This window comes from Aequoribacter sp. (assembly GCF_965659035.1).
GTDB lineage: Bacteria > Pseudomonadota > Gammaproteobacteria > Pseudomonadales > Halieaceae > Aequoribacter.
In genome coordinates, this window is the sequence record NZ_CBFHWH010000001.1 from 11,923 (window position 1) to 37,855 (window position 25,933).

Here is a 25,933-nt window from a genome sequence, read left to right on the forward strand (position 1 = left end):
CCATTTGCATGCGCAAAACAAATTGTTGTTGGAGCGGATCCTGCAAAATACTGTATTGCCATGATGAACCTTAAAAAAACACGGAATTAAGACTGCCGCGACGGTTTCCGCGAAAGCCAGATTGTATCTAAAGGCCCTGTATTACCAGGACCTTGCAAGGACTACCAATGCGTTGGCGCGTGCGCTGGGCAGATCGGGAAGTCTTCCTCTGGGCGCGTCATACCCCAGTTCTCAGCGTTCCAAAGCGCATTGGCTCCTTCGCGCTCAAACCAAAGTGCACCTCGCTCTTTTGCTTGGGGTGCGACTTGATTCATACTCGAACTGTCGTATAAGCGTCCATCAATACTGACCATCGCCACACTGTCTGTGTTGCGTATATCGTCCAGGGGGTTTTTGTTTAAAACAACAAAGTCCGCGAGTTTGCCGACTTCCAAACTGCCTATTTCTCGGTCCATGTTCAAATAGCGCGCGCCATCAATGGTAGCAGCTTGCAGCACTTTTTCCGGCGTCATTCCCCCTTCAGCTAACGACCACATTTCCCAGTGATAGCCAAGACCTTGTAACTGACCGTGTGCTCCAACCGTTACGAGCACCCCGCGATCTTGAAGGGCTTTACCGCTCGCTGCCACTGTTTTGAAAAAATAATCGTCCTCAGCTGCTTGTGCCACCCGACGAGAACGCGCGGTCAACTCGGCGAGGGGTGTATAGCGCCCGAGCAGTTCATGCTCCCAAACATTGGAATCTTGATACCAATAGTACTCGCTGTTGAGCCCTGCGTAATTGACCACCAAGGTCTGGGTATAGCCAACGTGCGGCGCGCCCTGCCACAATCGCAAGACATCCTCATACAAGGGTGCTACGGGTAAATTGTGCTCCAGACCCGTCGAGCCATCAAGGATGTGGGTCAGCTGATTGTAGAACGTCGCCCCACCCTCAGGGTATACGGACATTCCAAGCTCTGCTGCGGCCTGCATAATCCACTGCCTTTGTTCGCGCCGCGGCTGATTGTAGCTTTTCACCGAGAACGCACCCTGGGCCTGCAAACGTTTGAGATGCATACGGGCATCGTCCAGCGATTGTATGTCGACATAAGAGTTTGACTTAGCCCCGTAGAGCACCGACCCAGTAGAAAAAATCCTTGGACCTATTAGCGTGCCAGCGCGCTGCAATTCAGCCAAGGAAAACACCGTCTCGGTGTTACTAGAGGGGTCGTGCGTCGTGGTAACGCCGAATGCCAAGTTCGCGAGGTAGCTCGCGTTGGTCTCGGGCAACGGCGACGAGTAAAAGTGCCCACTGTGATGAGCATGGGTATCGATAAAACCAGGCACAATGGTTTTGCCGGAGACATCAATGACCATCGCATCGACAGGAACCTCAACCGAATCAGAATCGCCTACCGCAACAATTTTGTTGCCTTGCACCAGCAAAGTACCGAGCTCGATGGGTACTCCGACGACTGGAATAATCCTGGCATTCTGGTAGGCAATAAGCTTGTCTGAACGCGACACAGGGAAGGTAAGTTCAAGCGTCTGCTCAGTTGGCTTCGCTTCAGAAGAGGTCATAGCCACACTGCTGTAGGTTGAACCCAAGCTCCAGTGCAAGGCCTGAGACGACCAATGCAGATAGCGTCCGGCGCCACTTGAGGCTTGGATTGAAGAAAGTTCAGCACCACCGAGAAGCTGTTCTTTAGCCGATAACACAATGGGAGCAACAAAGACTTTAAAATCTTTTCGATACGCTATGTGTTCGCCAGCAGGGTCGATCGCCCACTCGCTGATTGAACCTAAGCTATAGCGCGTGCGCTGCTGTGTACCATCTTGTTGTACCGTACTGATAAACCGCTTGTCGCCGCCACCATGCTCATAGGCAATCAAGTCGTCATTCAGGAAAATCGGTTTCCGGCCCTCACGCAATATTCTCCGAGCCTTGCCGTTGTTGCCGCTGACGTAAATGCCAGGCTCTAGCCCGTAGAGTAGGCCTCTGAACGAATTGCCCGTCTGCTTTTGATAGACAACCACGCCCTGATTATTGACGTCGGGATGTTGGTAATGACCCGGCTCACTCGTAATTTTTGCCAGTCCAGAAACACCTTTTGCGCCACGCCAGCTGCCGCGATAGATCGAGCCATAGGACTCGTCTTGCCAGTGCGCAAAGACCAAGTATTTACCGTCCGCGCTGAACTGAGGGGCGTACTCAAAGCCATCGAGTTTTGTCAGACGTTTTGGCTGAGGATCTTTTACGTCGGCGTAATACAGATGCCCCAAGGAGTGAAACACGACATAGCGACCATCCGGTGATGTGGCAAAATCGCGCAGCATCATCGATGTTACCTCATCGACACCTACCTTGGGCGTTGCTTTAGTGGTCTTCGCCAACACTTGAGAAACTGACGCAGTAAAGGGAATTCCCACGACTGCCTTCGATTCGACGTTTATGCGGTGCAACTTACCCGCCGCCCAAAACACGATCGATTCACTGTCTGGTGTCCAAGCAAAATTGGGGTATAGGCCAAACAGTGCCCATACCTCCTGTTGGTCATGATCGAGTTCTCGGTAAAGGACTTGGTTTTGACCCGTGCGACGATCGTACAGCATCAGCGCAGAGTCTGTTTGGATGCGCTTAACGTAAGCAAGGTAGCGCCCATCCGGCGATGGCTCCGGGCGAACGGCACCACCGGGGCCGCCCAGTAAAGCGATATTCTCACCCGTGTCTAGATCCAAACGCCGAGTAACATAAATACCCTCATGAGGATTTTTGTTGTACTGGAAATATGGGCCCGGAGTCGCATCTTGCGTGTAGAACAGGTAACGACCGTCGGGCGAATACACGGGGTCGTTCTCGTCTTGCTGTTCATTACGTTTAGTGGTGAGCTGTACCCCGCTTCCTCCATCAAGATGATAAAACCACATCTCTCCCGAGCCCAGGGAGCGCGACCCGGTGAAATGCTTACGCGCGACAATGCCAGAGCCATTGGGATGCCAGCGAGGGTTTGTGAGCGAGCGGAATTTCTCCGTTGTAATGGGTCGCTCCTCTTTGGAGGCAAGATCCATAACGAAGATATTGTTACCGCCATTGGCGTCGCTAATGTAGGCAAGTGAATTTCCGTCGGGGCTAAACCGAGGCTGAACTTCTTGCGCTAGAGTCGTCGTGAGACGCTGTGCCTCACCGCCTTCGATTGGCACAAGGTAGAGGTCCCCAAGCATATCAAAGACGATTCGGGTGCCGTCGGGACTGACATCCAAATTAAGCCATGTTCCCTCGTCAGTCGTGAATTCGACTTTCTCGGTCGGACCTTGCCAGATCATCTGATGCAATTGGCTGTCGGCTCCTTCCGCATCGGAATCAGTTGCCACCCCAGGTGCTGCAAAAATAACGGGTGGCGTCATCAGAGCGGCCAGTATCGCCGCCCACCTAACATCAAAGGTCCTTCTGAATTTCATGCTCGTCGTATCCTCTAATTTTTCAAGTCGTCGCGAAACCTTCAATGGCTTTGATTTCAAGATAATCTGTGAAGCCATGAGCGCCCCATTCGCGTCCGTTTCCTGACTGTTTATAGCCGCCGAATGGGATATTGGGGCCACCGGATGCGCCGTTGATCTTCACGTTGCCTGCCCGTATCTTACGTGCCACCAGTCGCGCCCGATCAAGGTCACCGCTCTGTACATAACCTGCCAAACCGTAATTCGTGTCGTTCGCAATGCGAATCGCGTCGTCTTCGGTATCATAGGGGATGATCACCAATACGGGACCAAAAATTTCTTCGCGTGCGACGGTCATCTCGTTCGCTACATCCGAAAATACGGTTGGCTTCACAAAATACCCCGAAGTTAAGCCCTCAGGTCGACCCAAGCCACCGCAGACCAGCTTCGCGCCCTCTTCAATGCCTTTAGCGATCAAGCCCTGTACACGATCAAACTGTACCTGACTGACGAGCGGTCCCATGCTAGTCGCTTCGTCAGCAGGATCACCCACCACCACCATCCCTGCTGCCATTACCGCAGCGGCCTCGGCCTCGGCCACTTGATCACGGTGAACTAACATGCGAGACGGCGCATTACAGCTTTGTCCCGTGTTGTGGAACATATGCATGGCGCCGCGGATCACCGCTTCCTGAATGTTGGCGTCCGGCAGGATAATGTTAGGCGATTTCCCCCCCAACTCTTGTGTTACACGTTTTACCGTAGGTGCCGCATTCTGAGCGATTAAGGTCCCTGCACGCGTCGACCCAGTAAACGAGACCAAATCAACATCGGGGTGCTTCGATAAGGCAGTGCCGACACCAGCCCCATCGCCATTCACTAAGTTAAATACTCCGGCGGGAACACCCGCTTCGTGCAAAATTTCCGCAAAAATGACAGCGGACAAGGGAGCGACTTCGCTAGGTTTCAGAACCATCGTGCAGCCAGTCGCCAGAGCGGGCGCCACCTTACAAGCAATTTGGTTGACCGGCCAGTTCCATGGAGTGATCAGCGCGCAGACCCCGATCGGTTCTTTAACCACCTTGTGTTCTCCATGGTCTTCCTCGAATGCATAGGTTTGCAAGACATTCAGAGCCTCCGCGATATGGGCGAGGCCCGCACCGGCTTGGGCCTCGACCGCAAGGGTCGCTGGCGCCCCCATTTCGAGGCGAATTGCCTCTGCCACGTCCCCGTAGCGCGCCTGATACACTTCCACAATACGCCCTAACAAAGCCATTCGCTGCTCAACAGACCACTCAGAGTAAGACTCGAACGCGTGCTTGGCGGCGGCGACAGCCCGATCGACATCGGCATCACTGCCCAAGCTTATACGACCGGCCACCTGCTCATTCGCTGGGTTTATCACATCACAGACTTGCGCCTGATATGGATCCACCCAAGCACCATTGATATAAAACTGTGTGTACTCACGCATTCGACTTCTCCGTATTATTTTTGACGCTCTAGAGTGTATCAATACTCGAGCATTTGCCTAGGCCTTTTTGGGACAAAACCGCATCATTCGTCACAGACATTGCAAAGGCCGACTTGCTCCCGCTACCATGCAGAATCAATAACAGGAGATTAAGTATGCAATCGGAAGAACTCACGCTATTTAAGGACATGGCACGCCGCGCCTTTGAAGCAGAAATACAGCCCTACTACGATCAATGGGAAGAAGACAAATGGGTCCCTAGGTCACTTTGGAACACGTTAGGTGAAGCGGGTTTATTGTGCCCTGACGTCAGCGAGGAATACGGCGGCGCCGGCACGGGACCAGAAGTGACTTTAGCGATGATTGAGGAAATGTCTTACATGGGCTTCGGCGGCTTAGCGTCAGGCTACGGCATTCATTCGAATATTGTTGCTCCGTACCTAATTCACCATGGCACCGATGCCCAAAAAGAACGATGGCTCCCAAAAATGGTCTCCGGCGAGGTCGTTGGCGCCTTAGGCATGACCGAACCTGGCGCAGGCAGCGACGTGCAAGGCATAAAAACCAACGCGGTGCGTGATGGTGACGGGTGGATTTTGAATGGCTCGAAGATTTTTATCACCAACGGCATGCACGCTGATCTTGTGATCGTGGCGGCCATTACCGACCCCGGTAAAGGTGCAAAGGGCACCTCGCTATTCTTGGTCGACACGTCTTTGCCGGGGTTCGAGCGCGGCAAAAAGCTCGACAAGATCGGTCAGCACGCCTCCGATACGGCACTGCTGTTTTTCCAGGATATGAGACTTCCAGCAGACGCCCTTTTAGGTGAAGAAAACAAAGGGTTCGTCATTATGATGCAAGAACTCCCTCGCGAGCGACTAGGTATCGCCGCGCAGGCCGTATATCAGGCCCAAGGGGCGCTGGACCTGACGGTTCAATACGTGCAAGAGCGGCAAGCCTTTGGACAATCGATCGCAAAATTTCAGAATACGCGCTTCAAGTTGGCTGATGTCAAAACGGAAATCGCCCTGAACAAAGCGCTGTACGAGAGCTGTGCCGCGCAGTATGCACGAGGCGAGCTAAGTACTGACGACGCCGCGATGTTGAAACTGGCATCGTGCGACATGCAGTGTCGAGTAGTAGACGATTGCTTACAACTGTTTGGTGGTTATGGCTATACGACCGAGTATCCAATTTCACGGTTTTACGTCGACGCTCGCATACAACGTATTTACGGCGGCTCGGCCGAGATTATGCGCGAACTTATAGCGCGCAGTATTCTTGGACGATAGGTAAAGTTCTTTGCTACTCTGGGCGTATTAAAAGTACGCCCGTTAACTTAAGGAGTCATTATGCGTTTTCTACGAACTGCAACACTCGCTGCATTAACAGCAAGCCTGAGTGCCACCACTCTCGCGCACCAAGTCAAAGAAGAGCCCAATCAAAGTTATCGTCAATCTTACTTTGCACTAATCGGTGCTAACGCGGGACCACTCTTTGGGATGGCACAAGGCAAGATCGACTACGACGCCACCCAGGCCTCAACGCACATCAGCAATTTGAAAGCACTTTCGAGTATTGATGTTACGAGCGCCTTCCCCGCAGGCAGTGACAAGGGGACAACGCGCGCAAAGCCTGAGATCTGGTCGAACACAGATGATTTCAAAAGTAAGTTTGGGGCAATGCAAGATGCGATTAACGCGCTGTCTGCCGACGATAAAGGTATCGACAACCTGGGTGGCTTAGGACAATCCTGTAAAGCCTGCCACGACGATTACAAAGCCAAGGATTACCTGTACTGAGCTAAAAACTCCACAGCGGTTCGGGCTCTGGCAACACGAGTCCGATCGCTACCACCGTCGCGGCGACGAGCGCCAAAACTAGCATACCCAGCCATAATCTTGGACGCCGAGAGGAAACGCGAGTGAGCCGAGACCCAAACCCCATCTGAGTGATCAACCCGTCTTTCTTAACCCATTGGTGGTAGCACACCACCACAATATGCAGCAACACCAAGGCCTGTATCCCAAGCCACGATGTTTCATGCACTTCACTGGCAATCTCGATCAGTCCGTCACTCGCAAACACCGTTAGAGGGCCTTGTAACAAGAGTTCATCAGTATTGAACAGCCCCGACACTGTTTGCACCAATAGCAAACCCAGCATTGTCACGACCGACCAGCCACCCAAAGGGTTGTGACCAGGGCGCTCAGTGCGAGCATCCTTCAAATACGAGAGGATTGACGGCACGCCAACAACAAACTGCTTGAACTTAGCGTGATCAGAGCCTACGAAACCCCACACAATGCGCCAGAGGACGAGTACTAGCAAGGCATAGCCGGCGTAGGCATGCCACTGCATCTGGCCGTTTTCAGCACTCCACCAAGCAAACACGATCAAAACAGGAAAGCACCAATGGACAAGACGTTGCAGTAGATCCCATGTTGGATACATCGCTTTTCTGGTCTCCACTTACCTAATTTTATCTAGACGCGGCTCACGGTCTGACAACCCGTCGACAACCGTATTGATAATTCCACCAACAATCTCGGTGCGATGCCGAGCACCCACGGCGTCTGGGTTCAACGAATCATAACCCGCATCACCAGGGTACATAGCAGCAAAGCCGCCTTCAATTGGAACGCCGTGAGGCTCAACAACGATGGGCGTGCTCGCTTTGAGTGCGGCGACCACGCCGTCAACAGAGTCGAACTCGCTGATCGCTTTCAGAGTCATATAGGTTGGCGGCAGCATCGGCAATTCACCAGCCTGATGACGCAAAAAGACATCTGAGATCGACAGCCAACACGCATCGTGGATTTCTCCATGATCGATCTGGACCTCGGAATGATCGCGCAGAGCCGCAACGAAAAGCCACGTCGAAAAACGCCGCGATTCGCCCTCCGGCGTTGTCCAATGGCTGATTTGGAACAGATGACTTGGGTCGACAGCTAAACCACACTCCTCCATAGCCTCCCGACAGGCCGCTACTTTTGCCGCCTCAGTAAGATCATTTTGACAACCCGCAATATCCTCAGCATCAACCGAGCCTCCCGGAAACACCCACGCGCCGGCGGCGAAAGCGAGAGCTCTATTCCGGCGCAACATCAACGCCTCTATTCCCGAGTCACCCTGACGGATCAGAGCAACGGTGCCAGCAGGCTTAATTGCGAGATTTTTTGCGTCACTCATCAAATAGCTCCAGCAGAGCGATCACAGTCGCCTCTACGCCCAGAGTTATGGAGGCCTCGGGTTCAATTTTAAACAGTCCCGAGTGGTGAGAAGGCACAGGCGCGCCGCCATTCTTAGCGTCTTCGATAACCTTCGCGGGCGTGCCACCTACAGCGAAGTACGTGCTCGGGATATAAGGATCAACGGTAAAGAATCCAAAATCCTCGGCCCCCATACCCAAGCGCTTGCCCTCTTCAAAAATATCCTCACCTAGCTTGGCTTGCCACACAGAGCGCAGACGCTCGGTGAGCACTTTGTCATTGACCGTCGGTGGAACGCTTTCATCGCTAATGGTCACTTTTGGCAGCTTATCGTCGGGCAGACCCGCTACGCGCCCCATATTCTCGGCAATCCGGACAATACCATCGAGCAAAAGTTGGCGACTTTTCGGATCCTCGCTGCGAACCGTCAGCTCTAAGTGTGCTGCGTCAGAAATAATATTGTGCTTAGTCCCCGCGTGAAACGACCCCACCGTCACCACACCCGGCTCACGAGGTGGTAATTCTCGGCTAACCAGTGTCTGGAGCGCCAACACAATTTGCGAGCCAAGTACCACGGGATCAATCCCTGAATGCGGGCTGGCGCCATGCGCCGCCACACCCGTAATGGCGATATCAACAGTGTCCGCACCAGAGGCCATGGCGGCAGTGGGCGCCACCAGCTTGCCGGCCGGCGCATCGGCCAAGACATGCAGCGCCAAGGCATAATCTGGTTTCGGATAAGGGCCCCACAGCCCATCTTCCATCATCACTTTAGCGCCCCCAATACGCTCTTCTGCGGGCTGCCCGATCAGCATTAGAGTGCCGCTCCAAGCGTCTTTGTTAGCCGCCATGTAACGCGCCGTGCCCACCAGACTCGTCATATGCATGTCGTGACCACAGGCGTGCATAACCGGTACTTCGCGGCCCGCCCAATCGGTTTGGGTTGCTGTCGACGCATAGGAGAGTCCACTTTTCTCGAGTACGGGTAGAGCATCCATGTCAGCCCGCACCATAATCGTAGGCCCTGCCCCATTCTCCATCAAAGCGATAACTCCGGTGCCACCAATACCCGTCGCGACGTCAAAACCCGCCGATCTCAACTCTTGGGCCAAACGCTCGGCCGTTTTGAACTCCATCATGGAAAGCTCTGGATTGCGATGAAAATGTACAAACAGCTCACCTAAATGATGGTCGTAATCGGCCTGTACCGCGGTATTTATCGACTCGGAGCCAAGTGCCGAGCTACTGGTACAGCTCGCACCGAGCGCCACGACTAAACTACATGCTGAAAAAAAAGATGGTTTCATAGTTATCCTTATGATTTTATAAGATCGTAGCGTGAGGCTAGAATTTCAATAATTTCAGATCGAGGATCTTCAGACAGTTCAATCGCCCTGCCCGTAATCCGCTCTGCCACACCGGTATAGGTCGCACTCACCTGCAACAGGACCTCAGTCGGCAACTCGAGCTCGGCCGCTAACGCGAAGCGCTCGTCCATGCGTGATTTATCGAGGAGCACATCGGGATCGGGGACCGTATTCAGGAGCAACTGCCGAAACTCTTCCTTCGAACGTTCCACGACCTGCCCCTGCCGATAGGCATCACCCTCCCAAATACGAGAGGAATCGGGCGTTCCCACTTCGTCCATGTAGATCAAGCGTTGATTGCCATCAGCACCCTTCACGTAACCGAACTCAAATTTCGTATCCACAAAAATTTGATCAAGCCCCTGCAATCGCTGGTCGATAAGTGCGAAACCTTCTCTCAACAGCGTTTCGTAGCGATCCACGTCTGCAACGGATTGAAACTTAAAGGCCTGCCAATTATCGATAAGCTGCTGTCGCGTCACATTGACATCGTCGGCCTCTGGCACACCAGGAATACCGCGCATAATTCCCTTGGTGGAGGGTGTAATCAGCAACTCGGGGAGACGCTGATCCCGTTGCAGCCCTTCGGGTAGCTCGATACCACAAAACACACGCTCGCCCTTGCTGTAAGCGCGCCACATCGACCCCGTAATGTACTGACGAGCGATCGCTTCAACCATTACAGGCTGGGCCTTTTGCACGATCCAAACTAAGGGGTGAGGCACATCGACGATGTGGCTATCGGCAAGACCCGCCTGTTTAAACTGCTCGAACCAATGTTGCGATATGGCGTTTAGAGCCGCGCCTTTACCCGGAACACCGGCCATTCCACCCTGGCCCTTCCACAAGCACTCAAAGGCTGAAATGCGATCGCTTATCACCATAATGGCAAGAGGCGCATCGGGGGCGACATCGTAGCCTTGGGTTTTAATCAAGCGTTCGCTGTCAGCCTGGGTTAACCAGTAAACCGAGCGCACCTTGCCACTGTGAACCGCTTGCTCAGTTTTAATCGGCAGCGTATCCGCCACCGCCAACACCTGTGGTGTAGACGCCATAATAACTCCTATTCGTGAATTAAACCGAAACTATAACCACACTTACCTTCGGCCGCTAGTCTCATGAGCCGTCTTAATCGTAACCGAACATCGTGCCTGCTATAATCGCAGGCCGATACATTGTTCTAGAGATCACATGACAAACCCATCAAAACCATTGCGCCTCGTTCCCTTCATTGTTTCGCTTGCTATTGCGGCACCACAATTGGCCTTAGCTGCACAGTTAGAGGAAGTGTTTGTCAGTGCGACGCGTAGCGCAACGCCAATGCAATCACTCAACATAAGCGCCTATCGGCTTAGCGCGGATCAACTGACACTGGCAGCAGCTACTCACTTGAACGAGGTCGCGACGCGCCTGCCTGCCGTGTGGGTGAGTCGGGGCAACGGCCAAGAGAGCTTGGTCAGTGTCCGCTCGCCTGTGTTAACAGGCAGCGGTGGCTGTGGCTCTATTCTAATGGCGCAAAATAACGTGCCTTTGCGCGCGCCGGGTTTTTGTAACGTGAATCAACTGTTCGACGCCCACCTAGAGTTTGCGGGCGCTATCGAGACCATCAATGGTCCCACCCCTGCAACCTATGGCGCCAATGGGCTCCATGGCATGATCAACTTATTAGCGCCTGCCGACCCCAGCGAGGCACCTGAGTCGATAGCGCTGGAGCTTGGTGGCTACAACTACAACCGCGTTAACATTACGCAGCAGCTGGGCGCTACCGCCACGCCATGGCTTGTTGGCTTTACCGGTATCTCTGACGGCGGCTATAAGAGAGATGCCGGCTACGATCAACAAAAGTTCAGTGTTCTGCATACTCGCCAAAACAACACCGTGAAGCACACCTCCCTGCTATCGGTCACCAACCTTAATCAAGAGACGGCGGGCTACATTCCGGGGGACGATGCGTACAAAGATTCCAGCGCGAAGCGCGACAACCCCAACCCCGAAGCTTTCCGCGATGCCTACGCCGTTAACGCAATTCACCGCATCGATGGTGACGCTGAATCGATTAACCCATGGTCAGTGACTATTTTTGCCCGCCACAACGATATGCGTTTTTTACAGCACTACCTCCCCTGGCAGGCTGTCGAGGAAACAGGGCACACAAGCGTCGGACTTCAAAGTTCATGGCAAACTGGATGGCTGGGCGGCAAATTACAGCTGGGCTTGGATTCGCAACTGACTCAAGGCTACCTGAAAGAAATTCAACCTAAGCCCTTCAGCCCAAATCAACCACAAGGGGCGCATTACGATTACGAAATCGATGCGAATACTTTTGCGCTTTACGGACTGTATACCAGAGACTTGAACGCCGGACTGAGTTGGAGCAGCGGCATACGCTTCGAGTCTACTACGTATGACTACAACAACCACTTAAGTGACGGTAGCGTCTGTGCCCCCACTGCCAGCGCCTGCCGCTTTTATCGCACCCAAGACAGCAACGATCGCTTTAGCGATTGGAGCGGGCATAGCGGTTTGTTGTGGCAAGTCAATGATGATCATGCCATCAGAGTGCGCCTAGCGAGTGGCTACCGCCCGCCAGAAACGAGCGAGCTGTATCGCCTGCAAAACGGACAGACCGCGGCACAACTTGATTCAGAAAGTGCTCACAGTATCGAACTCGGCTGGCGCGCAAGTTTTGAACATCTTGACCTGGACGCCAGCATTTACCGCATGAACAAGAGCGATGTGATTTTTCAAGACGCCAATCGCTACTACGTCACAGGGGCGAAAACACGTCATCAAGGGTTCGAGCTCAAGCTGCGCTCAACGTTAACAGGCCCGTGGAATGCCGATTTAGCCGCCAGCTTCGGGTCACATGAATACAGCAATGATCCGGGCTATTTAGGCCTTAACCAGCCGATCGTCGGTAATGCGATAGACACGGCTCCAGAATGGATGGCCAGCGCGAGAATTCGCTACACCCAAGAAGCGTGGCAGGCGGAGCTCGAAGCGATCTACCTTGACCGCTACGCTACCGAACCGACCAACAGTAATTGGTATGAAGGTCATACGCTCCTGAACCTGCGGGTTAACCGTCAATGGAGCTCGAATTGGAGCACTAGCCTAAGAGTAATGAACGTGGCCAATATCGACTACGCCGAGCGGGCCGACTTCGGTTTTGGTAACGAACGCTTCTTTGTGGGTGAGCCTCGCAGCCTATTCGTCACTTTGACGTACCAACCTTAGAATCAGTTGAGCGCCCGCCAAGTTGCGGGCACAACTCGACGTCTACGCCATTGACGCGATACCCACGGCCTCACGAATTTGCTTCATGAGCGGCGCCGAGTGCTCACGCGCTTTTATCGCGCCTTTTTGCAGCACCCGCTCAATTTCTTCGGGATTGTTCATTAGCACGTCGTAGCGACCGCGCGCCTCGCTCAAGTGATCATTAATAAGCTCGTACAGGCGCTTTTTCGCTTCACCCCAAGCGATACCTTGTTCAAATTCTCGACGCATAGATGACCGCTCTGAAGGGGTTGCGAAGGCGCTCCAGATCTGGAAAACCGTTGATGTGTCTGGATCTTTAGCTTCTCCGGGCTCAAGCAAGTTCGTTTTTATCTTATTGATCGACTTTTTCAGCTTTTTCTCGGCATCAAACAAAGGGATCGTATTGCCGTAACTCTTGCTCATTTTGCGACCGTCCAACCCAAGTAAAACATCGGTTTCTTGATCGACCACGGCCTCGGGAAGCACTAAAAGCTCACCATAATGATGATTGAAACGACTGGCAATATCACGGGCCATTTCAATGTGCTGAATCTGGTCTTTGCCCACCGGCACATGAGTGGCCTTGAACATCAATATATCGGCAGCCATTAACACCGGGTAATTAAAGAGACCCATTGTGACGCCGAGATCAGGGTCTGCCTCGCGCGCCTCGTTATCGGCAACCGCAGCCTTGTAGGCGTGCGCCCGATTCATTAACCCCTTCGCTGCAGAGCATGACAAGATCCAACAAAGCTCTGGAATTTCGGGCACATCGGACTGACGATAAAACACTGAGTTATCGGTATCTAGCCCCAATGCAAGCCAGGTCGCAGCGATCTCTCGGGAAGACTGCTTAACCATGGCGGGGTCTTGGCACTTAATCAGGGCGTGGTAATCTGCTAAAAACAGGAACGATTCAGTATCCGCTTGGGTTGAAGCCTCTATACACGGGGCGATGGCACCGACGTAATTGCCGAGGTGAGGCGTGCCGGTCGTAGTGATACCGGTAAGCACACGCTTAACAGAAGTCATAATGTTATCCTTGTACATCGCTCGCCTGGTAGCGGCTAAAATAATGCGTTAATACAGTCTGCAAATAGTCGACGTCAGCGCAGCCTGCTAGCTCACGAATAGAATGCATTGCGAACGTTGGTACGCCAACGTCGAGTGTCTTGATGCCTGTCTCCCCCGCCGTGATGGGGCCAATAGTTGAGCCACATCCCATATCAGTACGGACCACGAAAGATTGCACAGGCACACTACAACGCTGCGCCAGCGTCCTGAAGTAGCCGGCCGTCAGACTGTTCGTCGCATAACGTTGATTCGAATTAATCTTGATCACAGGACCTGCGTTCAAAAGAGGTCCATGGTTGTCGTCGTGGCGGTCCGAAAAATTCGGATGAATACCGTGGGCGTTATCGCATGAGATCATAAAAGAAGCCTCAATCATGGCCCGATAACGAGCGGGATCAGGTTCAAGCTGCTCCAACACTCGCGTCAAGAGCGGGCCATTGGCGCCAACGGCCGAGAGGCTGCCAACCTCTTCGTGATCGTTGCACACCATAAGCGCCGTAGTCTCGCCATCCGCCGCCAGTAAGGCCTCGATACCCACATAACAACTCAACAAATTATCGAGGCGTGCCGCGGCAAATAAAGACCGATCCAGCCCGATAACCGAGGCCTGCTGAACATCGTAAAAGCATAATTCGTAATCCAGCACCTCATCCACTACGCCACACTCGGCTTCGATACGTGTCTTGAGCTGTGCCCTAATCGACCAGTCGTCGATATTCTGCCCAAGGATCGGCAATATATCGGTTTGTGGATTAATGCTACGCTTCTGATTAACTTCACGATCCAAATGTATAGCCAAGCTCGGAATAATCGCTACGGGCTGCTCAAAATTCACCAGGGTCGACTTGACCACACCCTCCGCTCGGTAGCTGACCCGCCCCGCAAGAGACAAGTCTCTATCAAACCAAGGATTGAGTAGAACGCCGCCGTATACCTCAACACCGAGTTGAACGTAACCCTGACGTGTTTTCTCGGGCTTAGGCTTCACCATCAACGTTGGGCTGTCTGTGTGTGCGCCAGCCAGAGCGATGCCCGAATTCGCCAGATCGTTAGACCCGACGCGCAACGCGACAATCGAACTGCCATTGGCGATTCGGTAGTATCGACCGCCCACCTCAGGTACCGTGTCTGTGTCGAGCACCCTAAATCCAGCCGCGTCTAGACGATGTTGTATCGCTTTTACGGCGTGAAATGGCGTGACCGCTTCGGCTAAAAACGCTTTAAGTCCCGTGACTGAATTCTTTGTGTTACTCATACTCACCACTTATTCGCCAATGTTTGTTTGCATGCGTTTGAACAAGCTCGACGTATCCCAGCGACCACCACCCATCGCTTGTACTTCGGCATAATAGCTATCGACAAGCTCCGTCACCGGCAGGCTCAGACCCAACCGCTTAGCTCGATCCTGCACCAAACCCAAATCTTTTCGCATCCAGTCAACCGCAAACCCGTGATTGTATTGGTCTTGCAGCATCGTTTGATAACGGTTTTCCATTTGCCATGACTGAGCGGCACCCTGACGGATGACCTCGATCACGGCGGCGGTATCAAGGCCCGCTCGCTCAGAGAATGTCATCGCCTCTGCGAGACCCTGGACAATGCCAGCGATACAAATCTGATTCACCATCTTAGCCAACTGCCCGCTGCCGGCAGCGCCGAGCAAGCGTACACAGCGCGCGTAGGATGCCAACACACTCTCGACTTTGGCAAAGTCGTCGTGAGTACCACCGCACATCACGGTGAGCACACCCTTTTCCGCTCCGGCTTGGCCGCCCGATACAGGCGCATCAATAAAACCCACCCCAACGCTTTGACAAAGCGCATGAAGTTCCAGAGCCAAATCAGCGCTTGCGGTCGTGTGATCCACCAGTGTGCTCCCGCGCGACATCCCGGCAAGCGCACCGTCCTTACCTAACACAACAGACCGCACGTCGTCGTCGTTACCAACGCAAACAAAGACAATGTCCGCATCGCGTGCTGCGAGGCCCGGCGTAGACGCACTGCGGCCATTGTACTGTTGAGCCCAGTGCGCGGCACGCTCCGGTGTACGGTTAAATACGGTGACTTCATACCCACTTTGCTGCAAATGCGCTGCCATGGGGTACCCCATCACACCCAAGCCAATAAAACTGATCTTCAACTGACACCTCCCTCCAAGACAAGCCACAGTAAAATTGCACCCAAACCTAAGCGGTACCAAACAAACGGCATCAAACCAATTTTGCCGAGCAACTGCAAAAACAGGGTAATACAGCTGTAAGCGGCCAGTGCAGCGACGCCCGCAGCAGCACCTAGCATGAACCAATCGACGGGGGCACTCTGCCCGGCAAGTTCCAGAGTCTTTAACAGCCCTGCGCCAGCGATAACGGGTATCGACATCAAGAAGGACGTATCCGCCGCCCGCTGATAGCTCATACCTAAGAAAATACCCGCGGTAATCGTGACTCCCGAGCGAGAAACACCTGGCACCAAGGCCATGGCTTGTGCGATACCGATAAGCAAGGCCATGGTCCAGAAAGGGACTCGCCACTCATCGGCCGCAGACACTCGTTTATCGGCAAGACCCAGCAACACTCCAAACACAATCGTGGTGGCGGCAATGACGAGAACTGACCGAAGGTGCGCCTCAATCCAGTGATCAGCGAACACTCCGACAAATATGGCAGGTAGAGTCGCAAACGCTAAAAAGAAAACATCCCGTAAGGCTGAGGTATCCCCTCCTCTTGCCAGCCCCTGCCACGCTCCTTCGGCCAGCTGTCGCAAACGAAGTCGGTAGTAAAGCACTACTGCTGCAAGAGTGCCCACATGAACCGCAACATCAAAGGCAAGCCCCTGATCAGACCAGCCCAACACCTGCGACGGCAGTACTAGGTGCGCCGATGATGAAATCGGTAGAAACTCGGTTAAGCCCTGCACCAAGGCCAAAATAAACCACTGCCATTCGTTCATCTCTGCGCCCGCTGTTGTGCCAAAGTTCGCCAACCAATATTGTCCTGCCCGTAAAGTGGCTCGGCGCTTAGAGCATCAACCACAGCACCCTGATTCAAGCGTTGGGCCGCAATGTCAAACGCTAATTCTACCCTCGGTTCGGCCCAAATTACGTCAGCGATACCCGTCAGGCTCGGATGGCTTTGCATACTCGCATTCATAATCACGACAGAATTAGCCCCCTGAATTGAGCCTGACAGCGCATCGGCATCACCGACGGTAATCTGCGGCGCATGTGTGCTCTCACCGACGATAAAGCCAGTCCAAAAATACTCACCCACTTTAGACTCAACCGCGACTAAGATCTCGGTTCCGGATATCGGCGATTGCGATGACTGAACCAGGGACTGTAAGCCACTGAAATAGAGAAGCTCCAGCGTGTTTAACTCAATTACCGGGCACTGTTTTACATAGGCGATACCCTGTACAACGCTTGCCGCCAAGCGCGACCCTGTGTACGAACCAGGTCCCCGGTTAAAACCCACTGCGTCTAGATCTGTACTCGCTAATCCACCTGAATTCTCGAACAAGGTCCGGACCAGGGCCATGAGGTCACGACTGTTGCGTTCGCTCGGGTCACTGCGCACGGTACGGGACTCGCCCGAGTTGCCTAGGGCGAGTGTCGCGCTCCGCGTCGCGGTGTCTAACAGTAGTATCTGCGTCATGCTAGAATTATCGCATACTCATTGCGTGTAAACGACGATTTGAACACGATTCCCGGCAAAAATACTATCCAAGGCCTTATCCTCGCAGGAGGGCAAAGCCGCCGCTTGGACGGGGTCGACAAAGGCTTGCTTGAACTCAACGGACAGCCGCTTGTGGAGCATGTCGCTCGCGTACTTGGGCCGCAAACCGCTAGACTCAGCGTTGCGGCCAATCGCTCTCAGAGCACTTATCAAAAATACGCCACCGAGGTCTTACCCGACGCAATCGGCGGATTTGCCGGACCGCTAGCAGGCTTGGCAACATTCGCCAGCGTAGCTCAGTCAAACTGGGTGGCGATCGTGGCGTGCGACTTGATTTTTTTACCTGACGACTGGGTGGACCGACTCTTGTGTAGTGCACACAGACGCAACCAAAACGTCGTTTGTGCCACCGATAAAACATCGGGCAAGCGCGCTTTGTGTGCGGTCGCGCGACGAGAATGCCTTGCAACTGCAGTAACATTACTTAAGACTGGCCAACATCGCTGGACCGACTGGCTCGCCAGCAATAAGGCGGGTAGCGAGCTATTCGCGAGTCAAGAATTATTTAATATCAACTCACACGACGACGTCAAAGAAGCTGAGGCTTTGCTTTTCAATAAGACTGCAACCTATTGATTACCAAGCACTTGACGCCTTGGCGTCGCTATCCTTAAAAGCTACCCATTGTGCTTCATCGGTGTTAAGCACTCGCTTCCATAGCATCACTTCGGTCTTTAACTTATCCATCAAAAACCGAGCTGCCTCGAAGGCTTGTGCACGATGCTTCGACGTAACAGCGACCACCACGATCTCATCCGCAGGGCGCAAATCGCCGACTCTGTGCTGCACCAGGACTGTCCCCAAAACCCATCGCTCTCGAGCCTGACCGATTACCTCGGCGATCGATGCCTCGGTCAGCTCAGGGTAGTGCTGCAAGCGCAAGATCTGTAAGCGCCCCGAGCTTAAATGGTTGTCAAACTCACGGACCAAACCCACAAAAACGACGACCGCTCCAGGTTCCTCTGCATTGATGACAGAGTTTTTTACAACGCTGTAAGCCGAGGCGACATCAAGTATCTGATCGGTCACGAGGACGTGGTCGTTTGGTTCAATCACGTCTAGCCACCAGTCACGGGAGGCAGCAAAGCGACCGTATCGCCGTGTTCAAGCGTGAATGTTTTTGGCTGCACTTTGTTGTTTATAGCCACCTTAAAATAAGGCGAATTTACAATGTCAGACATTTCAGGCGCACGCGCCACAAAGTCAGACAGAAGCGCCTCTATTGTCGTTTCGGATACGCTCGCAGACCAGCGGCCACCGAGCTGTGCTTCAAAATCGCTTAAGCACCCAAACAGCACTAAATCGCCCTCAAGCATGCCAATCTCCTGATTTACCGCCGGATTTAGACACTAAGCTTACGTCAAACGTAATCCCTTTATCGATTGCCTTACACATATCATAGACCGTTAAAGCGGCGACCGAGGCGCCCGTCAGGGCCTCCATTTCCACGCCCGTTACACCTCGGGTTTTGACCGAGCAAAAAATCACAAGTTCGTCACTATCCCAGTCAAAGGTCACGGCGGCTTTCGTAACGGGCAAGGGGTGACATAGCGGAATAAGCTCACTGCATTTTTTTACTGCCTGAATACCCGCGATTCGAGCGGTGCCCAGCACATCGCCTTTTGGTATAGTTTCGTCACGCAGGGCACTCACCACGGCTTCGGGCAGATGCAATCTAGCTCGCGCTTGCGCTTCTCGACTGGTTTCGGGTTTGCCCGAAACATCGACCATGATGGCTTGGCCTTGCTCATCGATGTGAGTAAAACTCATGACTTATCCCAATCTAAATGCCGCATGCGGCGCATCCCTCACTCTTAGCCACCTGCAACTGTAGAGCATTTAAACGCCACGCATCAAGGCACAGAAGCGTTTCTGGCATGTCACCCAAAAGTGACCTGAGCGCTTGCGTCGCTCCCAGCAAGCCAAGAGCTCCAACAGCTGGCGCCAATACCCCCAAGGTATGACAGCCGCCAGCAGGGTCCACCGTACTGCCGAAATAACACTGCAAGCAGGGCCTGTCGATCTCGTATCCCCTAGCTAAAAATAAGCGCCCCTCCATCGCAACGGCCGCCAAATACAATAATGGGACGCGATGGACAATCGAATACGCGTTCAGTACCAGACCAACACTGGGTGTATCGGTGGCATCAATAATTAGATCAAATGTGACGTCAGGCAACTGACTGACCTCAGTGAGCCTTAGACATACCGCATCAACGGCGGTATCGGGGTATTGCTGGTTCAACTTGTCGGCGATAACCAAGGCCTTTTTGTTACCGACATCTCGTTCATCAAATAAAACTTGGCGTGGCAAGTTGTGAAGCTCTACCACATCGTGATCGACGATCGTGATGTGACCCACGCCAGAGCTTGCGAGGTACAAAACAAGTGGGCAACCCAACCCACCGGCGCCCACAACAAGCACCCTTGAGTCGAGTAATTTTCGCTGGCCGATTAAATCGAGCTCGGATAGGACCAGTTGTCGACTGTAGCGCAACAACTGGTCATCTGAGAGCATAGAAGTGTGGCGCCTTAGTTACCTAAAGCCGCTGTAATACGGGCCTTGATGTCGTCCAAAGAGCCTACCCCCTCGACGCGATGGTACTCAGGTGCTGCATCACCCGACATCCCCTGGTAAAAGCCAACCAAGGGCGCAGTTTGGTCGTGATAAACACCCAAACGGCGTCGAACGGTATCTTCTCGATCATCGTCCCGCTGAACCAAGTCATCGCCGGTAACATCATCTTTACCCGCTACCTTTGGTGGATTGTGCTCAACGTGATAGACCCGACCCGAGGCTTCGTGAACGCGGCGTCCGCCCAAGCGCGACACGATCTCGTCGTCTGGCACGGCAATTTCAAGCACGTAATCGATAGTAACCCCTGCGCTGACTAGCGCTTCGGCTTGCGGAATGGTTCTTGGGAAGCCATCAAACAAAAAGCCATTCGCACAATCATCTTGCTGAATGCGCTCTTTAACTAAGCCGATAATAATATCGTCTGAGACCAAAGCCCCGGAATCCATCACCGCCTTTGCCTTCAAACCCAATTCAGTGCCCGCTTTAACCGCAGCGCGCAGCATGTCCCCTGTAGAGATCTGCACAATTCCAAACTGTTCTACAATGAACTGAGCCTGCGTACCTTTTCCTGCGCCCGGCGCACCCAATAAGATGATTCTCATATCTTTCCTTGTTGTAACTAGCCAAACACCGCTGCTTGACAGCATCCCCCCAAAACGAACGAGCTAAGATACACAGGGCTCTATCCAAGCACAACCCTACTAAAGACTAATATCAAAGCAAAAAGACTTCATGACTTAGATTGCGATCCAAGCTGCCGCTTTGCCTCGCGCCAGATCGCATCGCGCTCTTGCTCTGACATCGCCTCAAGCGCTGTACCCTGCTCGCTCGCCAAATCTGTACAAAGCCGCACTCGGGTCTCAAACTTATGATTGCTTTGGCGCAATAGTTGCTCAGCATCAAGATCAAGCTTTCTCGCCAAGTTAACGCAGGTAAACAAAAGATCACCAAGCTCGTCCGCAACCCCCTCGACCGCAGGGGTACTCAAGGCATCCTCAAACTCCTGGGTTTCATTTTTCAAGGCGGCTACCACATCCGTGACACTCGTCCAGTCTAAGCCCAATCGCGTGGCGCGCTTTTGCAATTTTTGAGCGCGACTGAGCGCCGGCAGGCTCAAGGGGACATCGTCCAGCGCGTGGGTTTGGCGACGGGCATTTCGCTCTTGCTGTTTGATATCTTCCCAGCGCTCCTTGATATCTCGCTCTTGAGCGTGTTCTGCACCTGCCCGACGCGATGACAGTGTTCCGTCAGGGAAGACGTGCGGATGACGACGAAGTAATTTTGCAACAATACCGTGAATCACATCGTCAAAATCGTACAGTTCGCGCTCCTCCGCAAGCTGTGCGTAGAATACGACCTGAAAGAGTACGTCACCGAGCTCATCTCGTGCACCACGATCATCACCGCGCTCTAATGCATCGACGAGTTCGCAAACCTCTTCGAGGGTGTAAGGGACTATTGTCTGAGCAGTCTGCTTTAGATCCCATGGACAACCGTCGTGAGGATCGCGCAAACGTTTCATCAAATAGCGTAAATCCCTCAGTTCATAGCGATCATCAGCCACGTCAGGAGACCTCGTTGACCCGCTCTGCGGAAATGACGTTGGGCAACTGATTCAATTGAGCCAGGGTTGAATCAAGCACCGCCAACCCACTGACTTCTAACTCAATGCGCAAATAGGCCAATTGAGTTCGCCGATCGGTCTGGGTATTGACCGAGATCATATTCGCGCCAGCTTGCGACAGCGTCTCTGTCACATCCCGCAAGAGCCCTTTGCGATCATAGGCTCGGATTTCAATGACCACCTCCAGCGCTGTAATCTGCCCCTGCTCCCAGCGCACCTCAACGACACGATCAGGCGCCATGTCGACGAGCTTGAGCCACCGACTGCAATCCAAACGGTGAACCGAGACGCCTCGCGCGCGCGTCACAAAGCCCGCAACTCGATCCCCCTCTTCCGGTTGGCAGCAGCCCGCCCGATGAATACGACCTCGAGTGCCGGCCCAACTTTGGAGTTGAGCCACATTGACTACGGTCTGATCTTTTCTCGCCTGAGTGTCTGGCATCATCAAACTCTCAGCGACCGCAAGGACACCCTGCGCGGCCAGCTCACCCGAACCCACAGCAACATACATATCGTCAACAGTGGAGCACTGAACTTTTCGAGCAATACGTTTATAATCGAGCGCATTCATGGCTAAGCGTCTAAAGGCTTTTTCCAGTAAAGCCCGGCCTGCAGCCAGATTGTCCTCTCGTTTTTGGGCTTTAAACCACTGGATAATCTGTGCCTTTGCACGCGATGTTATTACCCATTTCGCTTCAGGGTTTAGCCACTCGCGCTTCGGTGATGGTTCATCTGCCGTGATAATGTGCACTCGGTCACCGGTATTTAAGGCTTGATTCAGCGCCACTAAACTGCCATTAACTCGGGCGCCTTTGCAGCGATGGCCTATCTGAGTGTGCACGTGGTAGGCAAAATCCAACGGCGTGGCGCCTTGCATCAAATTCACAATGTCGCCTTTTGGGGTAAACACGAAGACTCGGTCATAGTCGGCGTCAAACTGCAAAGATTCGGCAATACTGCCAGAGGCACCCGCCTCGTCGTGCCAGCGCAGAGCTTGGCGCAGCCACTCGATTTTTTCTTCGTAAACTGAACCGCTGCTGGCTCGATCGCTTTGTTTGTAACGCCAGTGCGCACAGACGCCAAGTTCGGCTTCGTCATGCATCTCGTTGGTACGGACTTGCACCTCTAACACCTTGCCCTCAGGACCGATTACCGCCGTATGAAGCGATCGATAACCATTGGGTTTAGGGTTGGCGACGTAGTCGTCAAATTCATTTGGAATCGTGCGCCAGAGGCCATGAATCACGCCCAAAGTCGTGTAACAGTCTTTTACGGAGGGGACTAAAATGCGTATAGCCCGTACATCGTGAACTTGAGAAAAACCAATACCTTTACGCTGCATCTTTTTCCAGATGCTAAAAATGTGTTTAGCTCGGCCATTGATCTCGCTGTATACGTTTGCCTCTTTAAGGGCGGCATCCACTGTCTGTGACACCCTTCTAATGTAGCGATCTCGTTCAACGCGCTTACCGTCAAGCAACTTGGCGATGCGTTTGTACACCGACGGTTGCGTGTACCTAAACGCCAGATCCTCAAGCTCCCATTTCAGCTGCCCTATACCTAAGCGATGAGCGAGTGGGACATACAGCCCACTGACCTCGGCAGCTAAACGCTCGCGCCGTTGTTCATCGTTCTTCACCACTCTGATCGCACACGTACGCTCCGCAAGTTTGATTAATGCGACCCGCACGTCATCGACCATAGCCACTAGCATTTGTCGGAGATTATCGTTTGCAGACTGCGGCTGCCCAAGCACCGAGGTCGCAGTGAAGCTCTGCACATCCGCCACATCAGCCATTTTCAACACACCGACTACCAAGGCCTCAACAGATTGCCCAAATTCCCGCCGCACAGACTCAACGCTCAGACGCTGCTCGCGCACGGCTCGATACAACAAGCCTGCACACAGTGCATGAACATCAACCTTCAGCTCGATAAGGATTAACGCAATATCTAAACTCTCGACGACTAAGTTGGAGGTTTGCGCCCAGTCGTTACAATCCACGCCGACACGATGTGACGCGCTCTGTACACAGCTCAAAGCCTCTGAAACTCGTTCAGCATCAGAATCTGAATAAAAGTCCGTTAAACGCAACTGCCACGCCGCCAGGTCATAACCCTCGGCTGAATCAATCTGTGGAGATTCGCGTACCCACACCATAAGGCTTAACCTGCAAACACCCCGGTCGACAAGTAACGGTCACCGCGGTCACAAACAATGGCCACGATGACGGCGTTCTCTACCTCACGACTCAAACGCAACGCACCGGCCATCACCCCACCCGAGCTCACACCACAGAAAATACCTTCTTCCTTCGCCATTCTGCGCATCGTTACTTCGGCTTCGTTTTGGTCTATATCGTATATGTGATCAACCGTATCGGGTTTGTAAATGCTGGGCAAATACGCTTCGGGCCACCGACGAATGCCGGGGATACTCGCCCCATCCGCGGGTTGCAATCCAACAATCTGGATTTTCGGGTTCACTGATTTAAAAAATCGCGAACATCCCATGATGGTTCCCGTGGTACCCATAGACGCAACAAAATGTGTGATCGTACCCGCCGTCTGATCCCAAATCTCAGGGCCTGTGCCCTGAAAGTGCGCCGCGGGATTATCTGGATTACCAAATTGGTCCAAAACGCGTCCAAGACCCTGAGCTTGCATCGACAGAGCGAGATCTCTGGCTCCCTCCATACCCTCTTCTTGGCTCACTTCAATTAACTGGGCACCGTAAGCAGCCATCGCCAACTTGCGTTCTTCACTCATGTGCGACGGCATAATGAGTTTGAGTTTATAGCCTTTAATCGCTGCCGCCATCGCGAGCGCGATACCCGTGTTGCCCGAGGTCGCTTCTATCAAGGTATCACCCGGTTGTATTTCGCCACGAGACTCGGCCGCTTGGATCATGTTAAGTGCAGGCCGATCCTTGACCGAACCCGCTGGGTTATTGCCCTCAAGCTTCGCAAGTACAGTATTGCTCGTATTGCCAGGCATGCGCTGCAAACGCACTAATGGGGTACCACCTATGCAGGACTCTATCGTGGGGTAATTCACCATTTGGGGCTATCTCCTATGGTCAGTTTTAACATGGCGCACCTAGATGATACACAGCAAACGCAATTGCATACCGCCGTTCGTCACTCAGGGTTATCGAAATCATCGCGTTGGGGGCAAGCAGAGCATGAGCGTCGTCCAACAGCTCTACATGCGGCTGACCTAAGTCGCTGTTGAGTACCTGTATCGTTTGCCACTTAAGCGCTCCTCGCAACCCCGTCCCAAAACACTTAGACACTGCTTCTTTAGCAGCGAAGCGTTTGGCTAAAAAATTTACGCAATAATCTCGCTCTTGATACGCGTGCCATTCGTGCTCGGTCAAAATGCGCCGTGCGAAACGTTCGGGATGACGCTTTACCGCGGCTGCAATGCGTTCAACATCTACGATGTCAGAGCCTAAACCCAATATCATCACGCTCCACTCCCGCTACTGCTGCTGAGTCTGTTGCTGCCATAGGAGACGCGATTTAAACGGCGCTTCACCAATGTAAGGCAACAACAATGTTCGACAGAGTTCACGCGCGAACTTGCTCGCCCATGCCTCTGGCTCGTTAATCGCTAAGGCCAACAGCCAACGCCCTGAGGCCGGTTTGCTCGCCGCGTGCTCGAGCGCATCCAACCACCCAGCGTTGTCGACGAAATGATACCACTTATCTGGATCGATAGGCTCGCCATTTGCATCAGTGCTAAGATCCGGCTCCACACCTAAGGTCTGTAAAATACTCCACTCGAAACGTCTTATTGGCGCCCTGGGCGAAGACTCTACCTTTAAGACTTCAAGCAGGCTGGCGTAATCTGCGAACAGCTCGGAGTAAGACTCCTCTTGTTGCAGCACACGCAGCAACAATTCGTTCGCGTAGTGGGCCGCATAAAAGCACTCGCCGAACAGAATATAAGGCTCTTGCAGGTCCTCCGCGTCTAACAGAGTTTTGAGATCGCCACGGCCCTGAAATCGCACGACTAGGGGGCGAAAGAGCTGAAGTCGTTGTGACAGAGAACCACCGAGGCGTTTACGTTTGGCTCCCTTAACGACACATGACACCCTTCCGCGTTCCGGTGTAAATAAATCGACTATCTCACTGCTTTCTTGAAAAGGACGTTTACGCAACAAAAACGCTGGCTGCTGTAAGCCCATA

Annotated in this window: 25 protein-coding genes; 4 read left to right on the forward strand and 21 right to left on the reverse strand. The window is 53.2% G+C overall.

The annotated features are described in order from the left end of the window. Positions 1-161 precede the first annotated feature (161 nt). Positions 162-3,440 carry an amidohydrolase family protein gene (locus ACTF5Z_RS00055; protein ID WP_438983999.1) on the reverse strand — a complete coding sequence of 1,093 codons (3,279 nt, stop codon included), beginning with the start codon at positions 3,438-3,440 and terminating at the stop codon, positions 162-164. A gap of 22 nt (positions 3,441-3,462) precedes the next feature. Next, a complete protein-coding gene (locus ACTF5Z_RS00060; RefSeq protein ID WP_438984000.1) occupies positions 3,463-4,893 on the reverse strand; it encodes an aldehyde dehydrogenase family protein in 1,431 nt (476 codons plus the stop codon). Between the two features lie 155 nt (positions 4,894-5,048). Here ACTF5Z_RS00060 and ACTF5Z_RS00065 point away from each other — a divergent pair, with 155 nt between their 5' ends. Then, on the forward strand, positions 5,049-6,185 hold the full coding sequence (locus tag ACTF5Z_RS00065) for an acyl-CoA dehydrogenase family protein (protein WP_423848940.1): 1,137 nt from the start codon (positions 5,049-5,051) through the stop codon (positions 6,183-6,185). Between the two features lie 60 nt (positions 6,186-6,245). Continuing rightward, complete coding sequence (locus ACTF5Z_RS00070) at positions 6,246-6,695, forward strand: c-type cytochrome (RefSeq protein ID WP_438984001.1); 450 nt, start codon at positions 6,246-6,248, stop codon at positions 6,693-6,695. Between the two features lies 1 nt (position 6,696). Here the strand turns inward: ACTF5Z_RS00070 and ACTF5Z_RS00075 are convergent, their stop codons facing one another. From ACTF5Z_RS00075 to ACTF5Z_RS00090, 4 genes are read right to left on the reverse strand one after another with little or no spacing between them, the layout of a single operon-like run. Further along, a complete protein-coding gene (locus tag ACTF5Z_RS00075) occupies positions 6,697-7,347 on the reverse strand; it encodes a cytochrome b/b6 domain-containing protein (protein WP_438984002.1) in 651 nt (216 codons plus the stop codon). Positions 7,348-7,365: 18 nt separating this feature from the next. Then, entirely contained in the window at positions 7,366-8,085 is a 720-nt protein-coding gene (locus tag ACTF5Z_RS00080; protein WP_423848937.1) for an NUDIX hydrolase, read from the reverse strand. Next, positions 8,078-9,412 (reverse strand): amidohydrolase, encoded by a 1,335-nt coding sequence (locus ACTF5Z_RS00085; RefSeq protein WP_438984003.1) that lies wholly within the window; start codon positions 9,410-9,412, stop codon positions 8,078-8,080. Before ACTF5Z_RS00085 ends, ACTF5Z_RS00080 begins: the two co-directional genes overlap by 8 nt. 8 nt (positions 9,413-9,420) lie before the next feature. Further along, a complete protein-coding gene (locus tag ACTF5Z_RS00090) occupies positions 9,421-10,527 on the reverse strand; it encodes a phosphoribosylaminoimidazolesuccinocarboxamide synthase (protein ID WP_438984004.1) in 1,107 nt (368 codons plus the stop codon). 136 nt (positions 10,528-10,663) lie between these two features. Here ACTF5Z_RS00090 and ACTF5Z_RS00095 point away from each other — a divergent pair, with 136 nt between their 5' ends. Continuing rightward, complete coding sequence (locus tag ACTF5Z_RS00095; RefSeq protein WP_438984005.1) at positions 10,664-12,709, forward strand: TonB-dependent receptor; 2,046 nt, start codon at positions 10,664-10,666, stop codon at positions 12,707-12,709. A 42-nt stretch (positions 12,710-12,751) separates the two neighbouring features. Here ACTF5Z_RS00095 and trpS read toward each other — a convergent pair whose 3' ends face one another. Genes trpS through tsaB form a run of 5 tightly spaced genes read right to left on the reverse strand, consistent with a single transcriptional unit; the run spans position 12,752 to position 17,457 of the window. After that, positions 12,752-13,762: a tryptophan--tRNA ligase gene (gene trpS / locus ACTF5Z_RS00100; RefSeq protein ID WP_423848933.1), complete on the reverse strand. Its 1,011-nt coding sequence runs from the start codon at positions 13,760-13,762 to the stop codon at positions 12,752-12,754. A 4-nt stretch (positions 13,763-13,766) separates the two neighbouring features. Beyond that, positions 13,767-15,059: a M18 family aminopeptidase gene (locus ACTF5Z_RS00105; protein ID WP_438984006.1), complete on the reverse strand. Its 1,293-nt coding sequence runs from the start codon at positions 15,057-15,059 to the stop codon at positions 13,767-13,769. A 9-nt stretch (positions 15,060-15,068) separates the two neighbouring features. Continuing rightward, entirely contained in the window at positions 15,069-15,944 is an 876-nt protein-coding gene (locus ACTF5Z_RS00110; protein WP_438984007.1) for an NAD(P)-dependent oxidoreductase, read from the reverse strand. Further along, positions 15,941-16,753: an undecaprenyl-diphosphate phosphatase gene (locus ACTF5Z_RS00115; RefSeq protein WP_423848952.1), complete on the reverse strand. Its 813-nt coding sequence runs from the start codon at positions 16,751-16,753 to the stop codon at positions 15,941-15,943. The genes ACTF5Z_RS00110 and ACTF5Z_RS00115 overlap by 4 nt, the downstream gene beginning before the upstream one ends. Then, positions 16,750-17,457 carry a tRNA (adenosine(37)-N6)-threonylcarbamoyltransferase complex dimerization subunit type 1 TsaB gene (gene tsaB, locus ACTF5Z_RS00120; protein WP_438984008.1) on the reverse strand — a complete coding sequence of 236 codons (708 nt, stop codon included), beginning with the start codon at positions 17,455-17,457 and terminating at the stop codon, positions 16,750-16,752. The genes ACTF5Z_RS00115 and tsaB overlap by 4 nt, the downstream gene beginning before the upstream one ends. Positions 17,458-17,496: 39 nt before the next feature. Here tsaB and mobA point away from each other — a divergent pair, with 39 nt between their 5' ends. Further along, positions 17,497-18,114 carry a molybdenum cofactor guanylyltransferase gene (mobA, locus tag ACTF5Z_RS00125; protein ID WP_438984009.1) on the forward strand — a complete coding sequence of 206 codons (618 nt, stop codon included), beginning with the start codon at positions 17,497-17,499 and terminating at the stop codon, positions 18,112-18,114. Here mobA and ACTF5Z_RS00130 read toward each other — a convergent pair whose 3' ends face one another. From ACTF5Z_RS00130 to recO, 10 genes are all read right to left on the reverse strand, one after another. Further along, positions 18,115-18,594 (reverse strand): molybdenum cofactor biosynthesis protein MoaE, encoded by a 480-nt coding sequence (locus ACTF5Z_RS00130; RefSeq protein ID WP_438984010.1) that lies wholly within the window; start codon positions 18,592-18,594, stop codon positions 18,115-18,117. A gap of 2 nt (positions 18,595-18,596) precedes the next feature. Then, positions 18,597-18,854: a MoaD/ThiS family protein gene (locus tag ACTF5Z_RS00135; RefSeq protein ID WP_423854600.1), complete on the reverse strand. Its 258-nt coding sequence runs from the start codon at positions 18,852-18,854 to the stop codon at positions 18,597-18,599. Beyond that, positions 18,847-19,308 carry a cyclic pyranopterin monophosphate synthase MoaC gene (gene moaC / locus ACTF5Z_RS00140; protein ID WP_423854598.1) on the reverse strand — a complete coding sequence of 154 codons (462 nt, stop codon included), beginning with the start codon at positions 19,306-19,308 and terminating at the stop codon, positions 18,847-18,849. The genes ACTF5Z_RS00135 and moaC overlap by 8 nt, the downstream gene beginning before the upstream one ends. Positions 19,309-19,321: 13 nt before the next feature. After that, positions 19,322-20,056, reverse strand: a complete 735-nt coding sequence (locus ACTF5Z_RS00145; protein ID WP_438984011.1) for a HesA/MoeB/ThiF family protein — start codon at positions 20,054-20,056, stop codon at positions 19,322-19,324. Positions 20,057-20,070: 14 nt separating this feature from the next. After that, positions 20,071-20,718: an adenylate kinase gene (adk, locus tag ACTF5Z_RS00150; protein WP_438984012.1), complete on the reverse strand. Its 648-nt coding sequence runs from the start codon at positions 20,716-20,718 to the stop codon at positions 20,071-20,073. A 128-nt stretch (positions 20,719-20,846) separates the two neighbouring features. After that, positions 20,847-21,680, reverse strand: a complete 834-nt coding sequence (gene mazG / locus ACTF5Z_RS00155) for a nucleoside triphosphate pyrophosphohydrolase (RefSeq protein ID WP_438984013.1) — start codon at positions 21,678-21,680, stop codon at positions 20,847-20,849. 1 nt (position 21,681) lies between these two features. Beyond that, a complete protein-coding gene (locus ACTF5Z_RS00160; protein ID WP_438984014.1) occupies positions 21,682-23,901 on the reverse strand; it encodes a RelA/SpoT family protein in 2,220 nt (739 codons plus the stop codon). 5 nt (positions 23,902-23,906) lie between these two features. Then, a complete protein-coding gene (gene cysM / locus ACTF5Z_RS00165) occupies positions 23,907-24,800 on the reverse strand; it encodes a cysteine synthase CysM (protein ID WP_438984015.1) in 894 nt (297 codons plus the stop codon). A 25-nt stretch (positions 24,801-24,825) separates the two neighbouring features. Further along, positions 24,826-25,209: a holo-ACP synthase gene (acpS, locus tag ACTF5Z_RS00170; protein WP_438984105.1), complete on the reverse strand. Its 384-nt coding sequence runs from the start codon at positions 25,207-25,209 to the stop codon at positions 24,826-24,828. 15 nt (positions 25,210-25,224) lie between these two features. Beyond that, entirely contained in the window at positions 25,225-25,932 is a 708-nt protein-coding gene (gene recO / locus ACTF5Z_RS00175) for a DNA repair protein RecO (RefSeq protein WP_438984016.1), read from the reverse strand. Position 25,933: the final 1 nt, after the last annotated feature.

What these genes read in the sequence shown, in the direction of transcription:
- ACTF5Z_RS00055 (WP_438983999.1), bottom strand. Translation starts at nt 3,440, where the DNA reads ATGAAATTCAGAAGGACCTTTGATGTTAGGTGGGCGGCGATACTGGCC.
- ACTF5Z_RS00060 (WP_438984000.1), bottom strand. Translation starts at nt 4,893, where the DNA reads ATGCGTGAGTACACACAGTTTTATATCAATGGTGCTTGGGTGGATCCA.
- ACTF5Z_RS00065 (WP_423848940.1), top strand. Translation starts at nt 5,049, where the DNA reads ATGCAATCGGAAGAACTCACGCTATTTAAGGACATGGCACGCCGCGCC.
- ACTF5Z_RS00070 (WP_438984001.1), top strand. Translation starts at nt 6,246, where the DNA reads ATGCGTTTTCTACGAACTGCAACACTCGCTGCATTAACAGCAAGCCTG.
- ACTF5Z_RS00075 (WP_438984002.1), bottom strand. Translation starts at nt 7,347, where the DNA reads ATGTATCCAACATGGGATCTACTGCAACGTCTTGTCCATTGGTGCTTT.
- ACTF5Z_RS00080 (WP_423848937.1), bottom strand. Translation starts at nt 8,085, where the DNA reads ATGAGTGACGCAAAAAATCTCGCAATTAAGCCTGCTGGCACCGTTGCT.
- ACTF5Z_RS00085 (WP_438984003.1), bottom strand. Translation starts at nt 9,412, where the DNA reads ATGAAACCATCTTTTTTTTCAGCATGTAGTTTAGTCGTGGCGCTCGGT.
- ACTF5Z_RS00090 (WP_438984004.1), bottom strand. Translation starts at nt 10,527, where the DNA reads ATGGCGTCTACACCACAGGTGTTGGCGGTGGCGGATACGCTGCCGATT.
- ACTF5Z_RS00095 (WP_438984005.1), top strand. Translation starts at nt 10,664, where the DNA reads ATGACAAACCCATCAAAACCATTGCGCCTCGTTCCCTTCATTGTTTCG.
- trpS (WP_423848933.1), bottom strand. Translation starts at nt 13,762, where the DNA reads ATGACTTCTGTTAAGCGTGTGCTTACCGGTATCACTACGACCGGCACG.
- ACTF5Z_RS00105 (WP_438984006.1), bottom strand. Translation starts at nt 15,059, where the DNA reads ATGAGTAACACAAAGAATTCAGTCACGGGACTTAAAGCGTTTTTAGCC.
- ACTF5Z_RS00115 (WP_423848952.1), bottom strand. Translation starts at nt 16,753, where the DNA reads ATGAACGAATGGCAGTGGTTTATTTTGGCCTTGGTGCAGGGCTTAACC.
- tsaB (WP_438984008.1), bottom strand. Translation starts at nt 17,457, where the DNA reads ATGACGCAGATACTACTGTTAGACACCGCGACGCGGAGCGCGACACTC.
- ACTF5Z_RS00135 (WP_423854600.1), bottom strand. Translation starts at nt 18,854, where the DNA reads ATGCTTGAGGGCGATTTAGTGCTGTTTGGGTGCTTAAGCGATTTTGAA.
- moaC (WP_423854598.1), bottom strand. Translation starts at nt 19,308, where the DNA reads ATGAGTTTTACTCACATCGATGAGCAAGGCCAAGCCATCATGGTCGAT.
- ACTF5Z_RS00145 (WP_438984011.1), bottom strand. Translation starts at nt 20,056, where the DNA reads ATGCTCTCAGATGACCAGTTGTTGCGCTACAGTCGACAACTGGTCCTA.
- adk (WP_438984012.1), bottom strand. Translation starts at nt 20,718, where the DNA reads ATGAGAATCATCTTATTGGGTGCGCCGGGCGCAGGAAAAGGTACGCAG.
- ACTF5Z_RS00160 (WP_438984014.1), bottom strand. Translation starts at nt 23,901, where the DNA reads ATGGTGTGGGTACGCGAATCTCCACAGATTGATTCAGCCGAGGGTTAT.
- cysM (WP_438984015.1), bottom strand. Translation starts at nt 24,800, where the DNA reads ATGGTGAATTACCCCACGATAGAGTCCTGCATAGGTGGTACCCCATTA.
- acpS (WP_438984105.1), bottom strand. Translation starts at nt 25,209, where the DNA reads ATGATATTGGGTTTAGGCTCTGACATCGTAGATGTTGAACGCATTGCA.
- recO (WP_438984016.1), bottom strand. Translation starts at nt 25,932, where the DNA reads ATGGGCTTACAGCAGCCAGCGTTTTTGTTGCGTAAACGTCCTTTTCAA.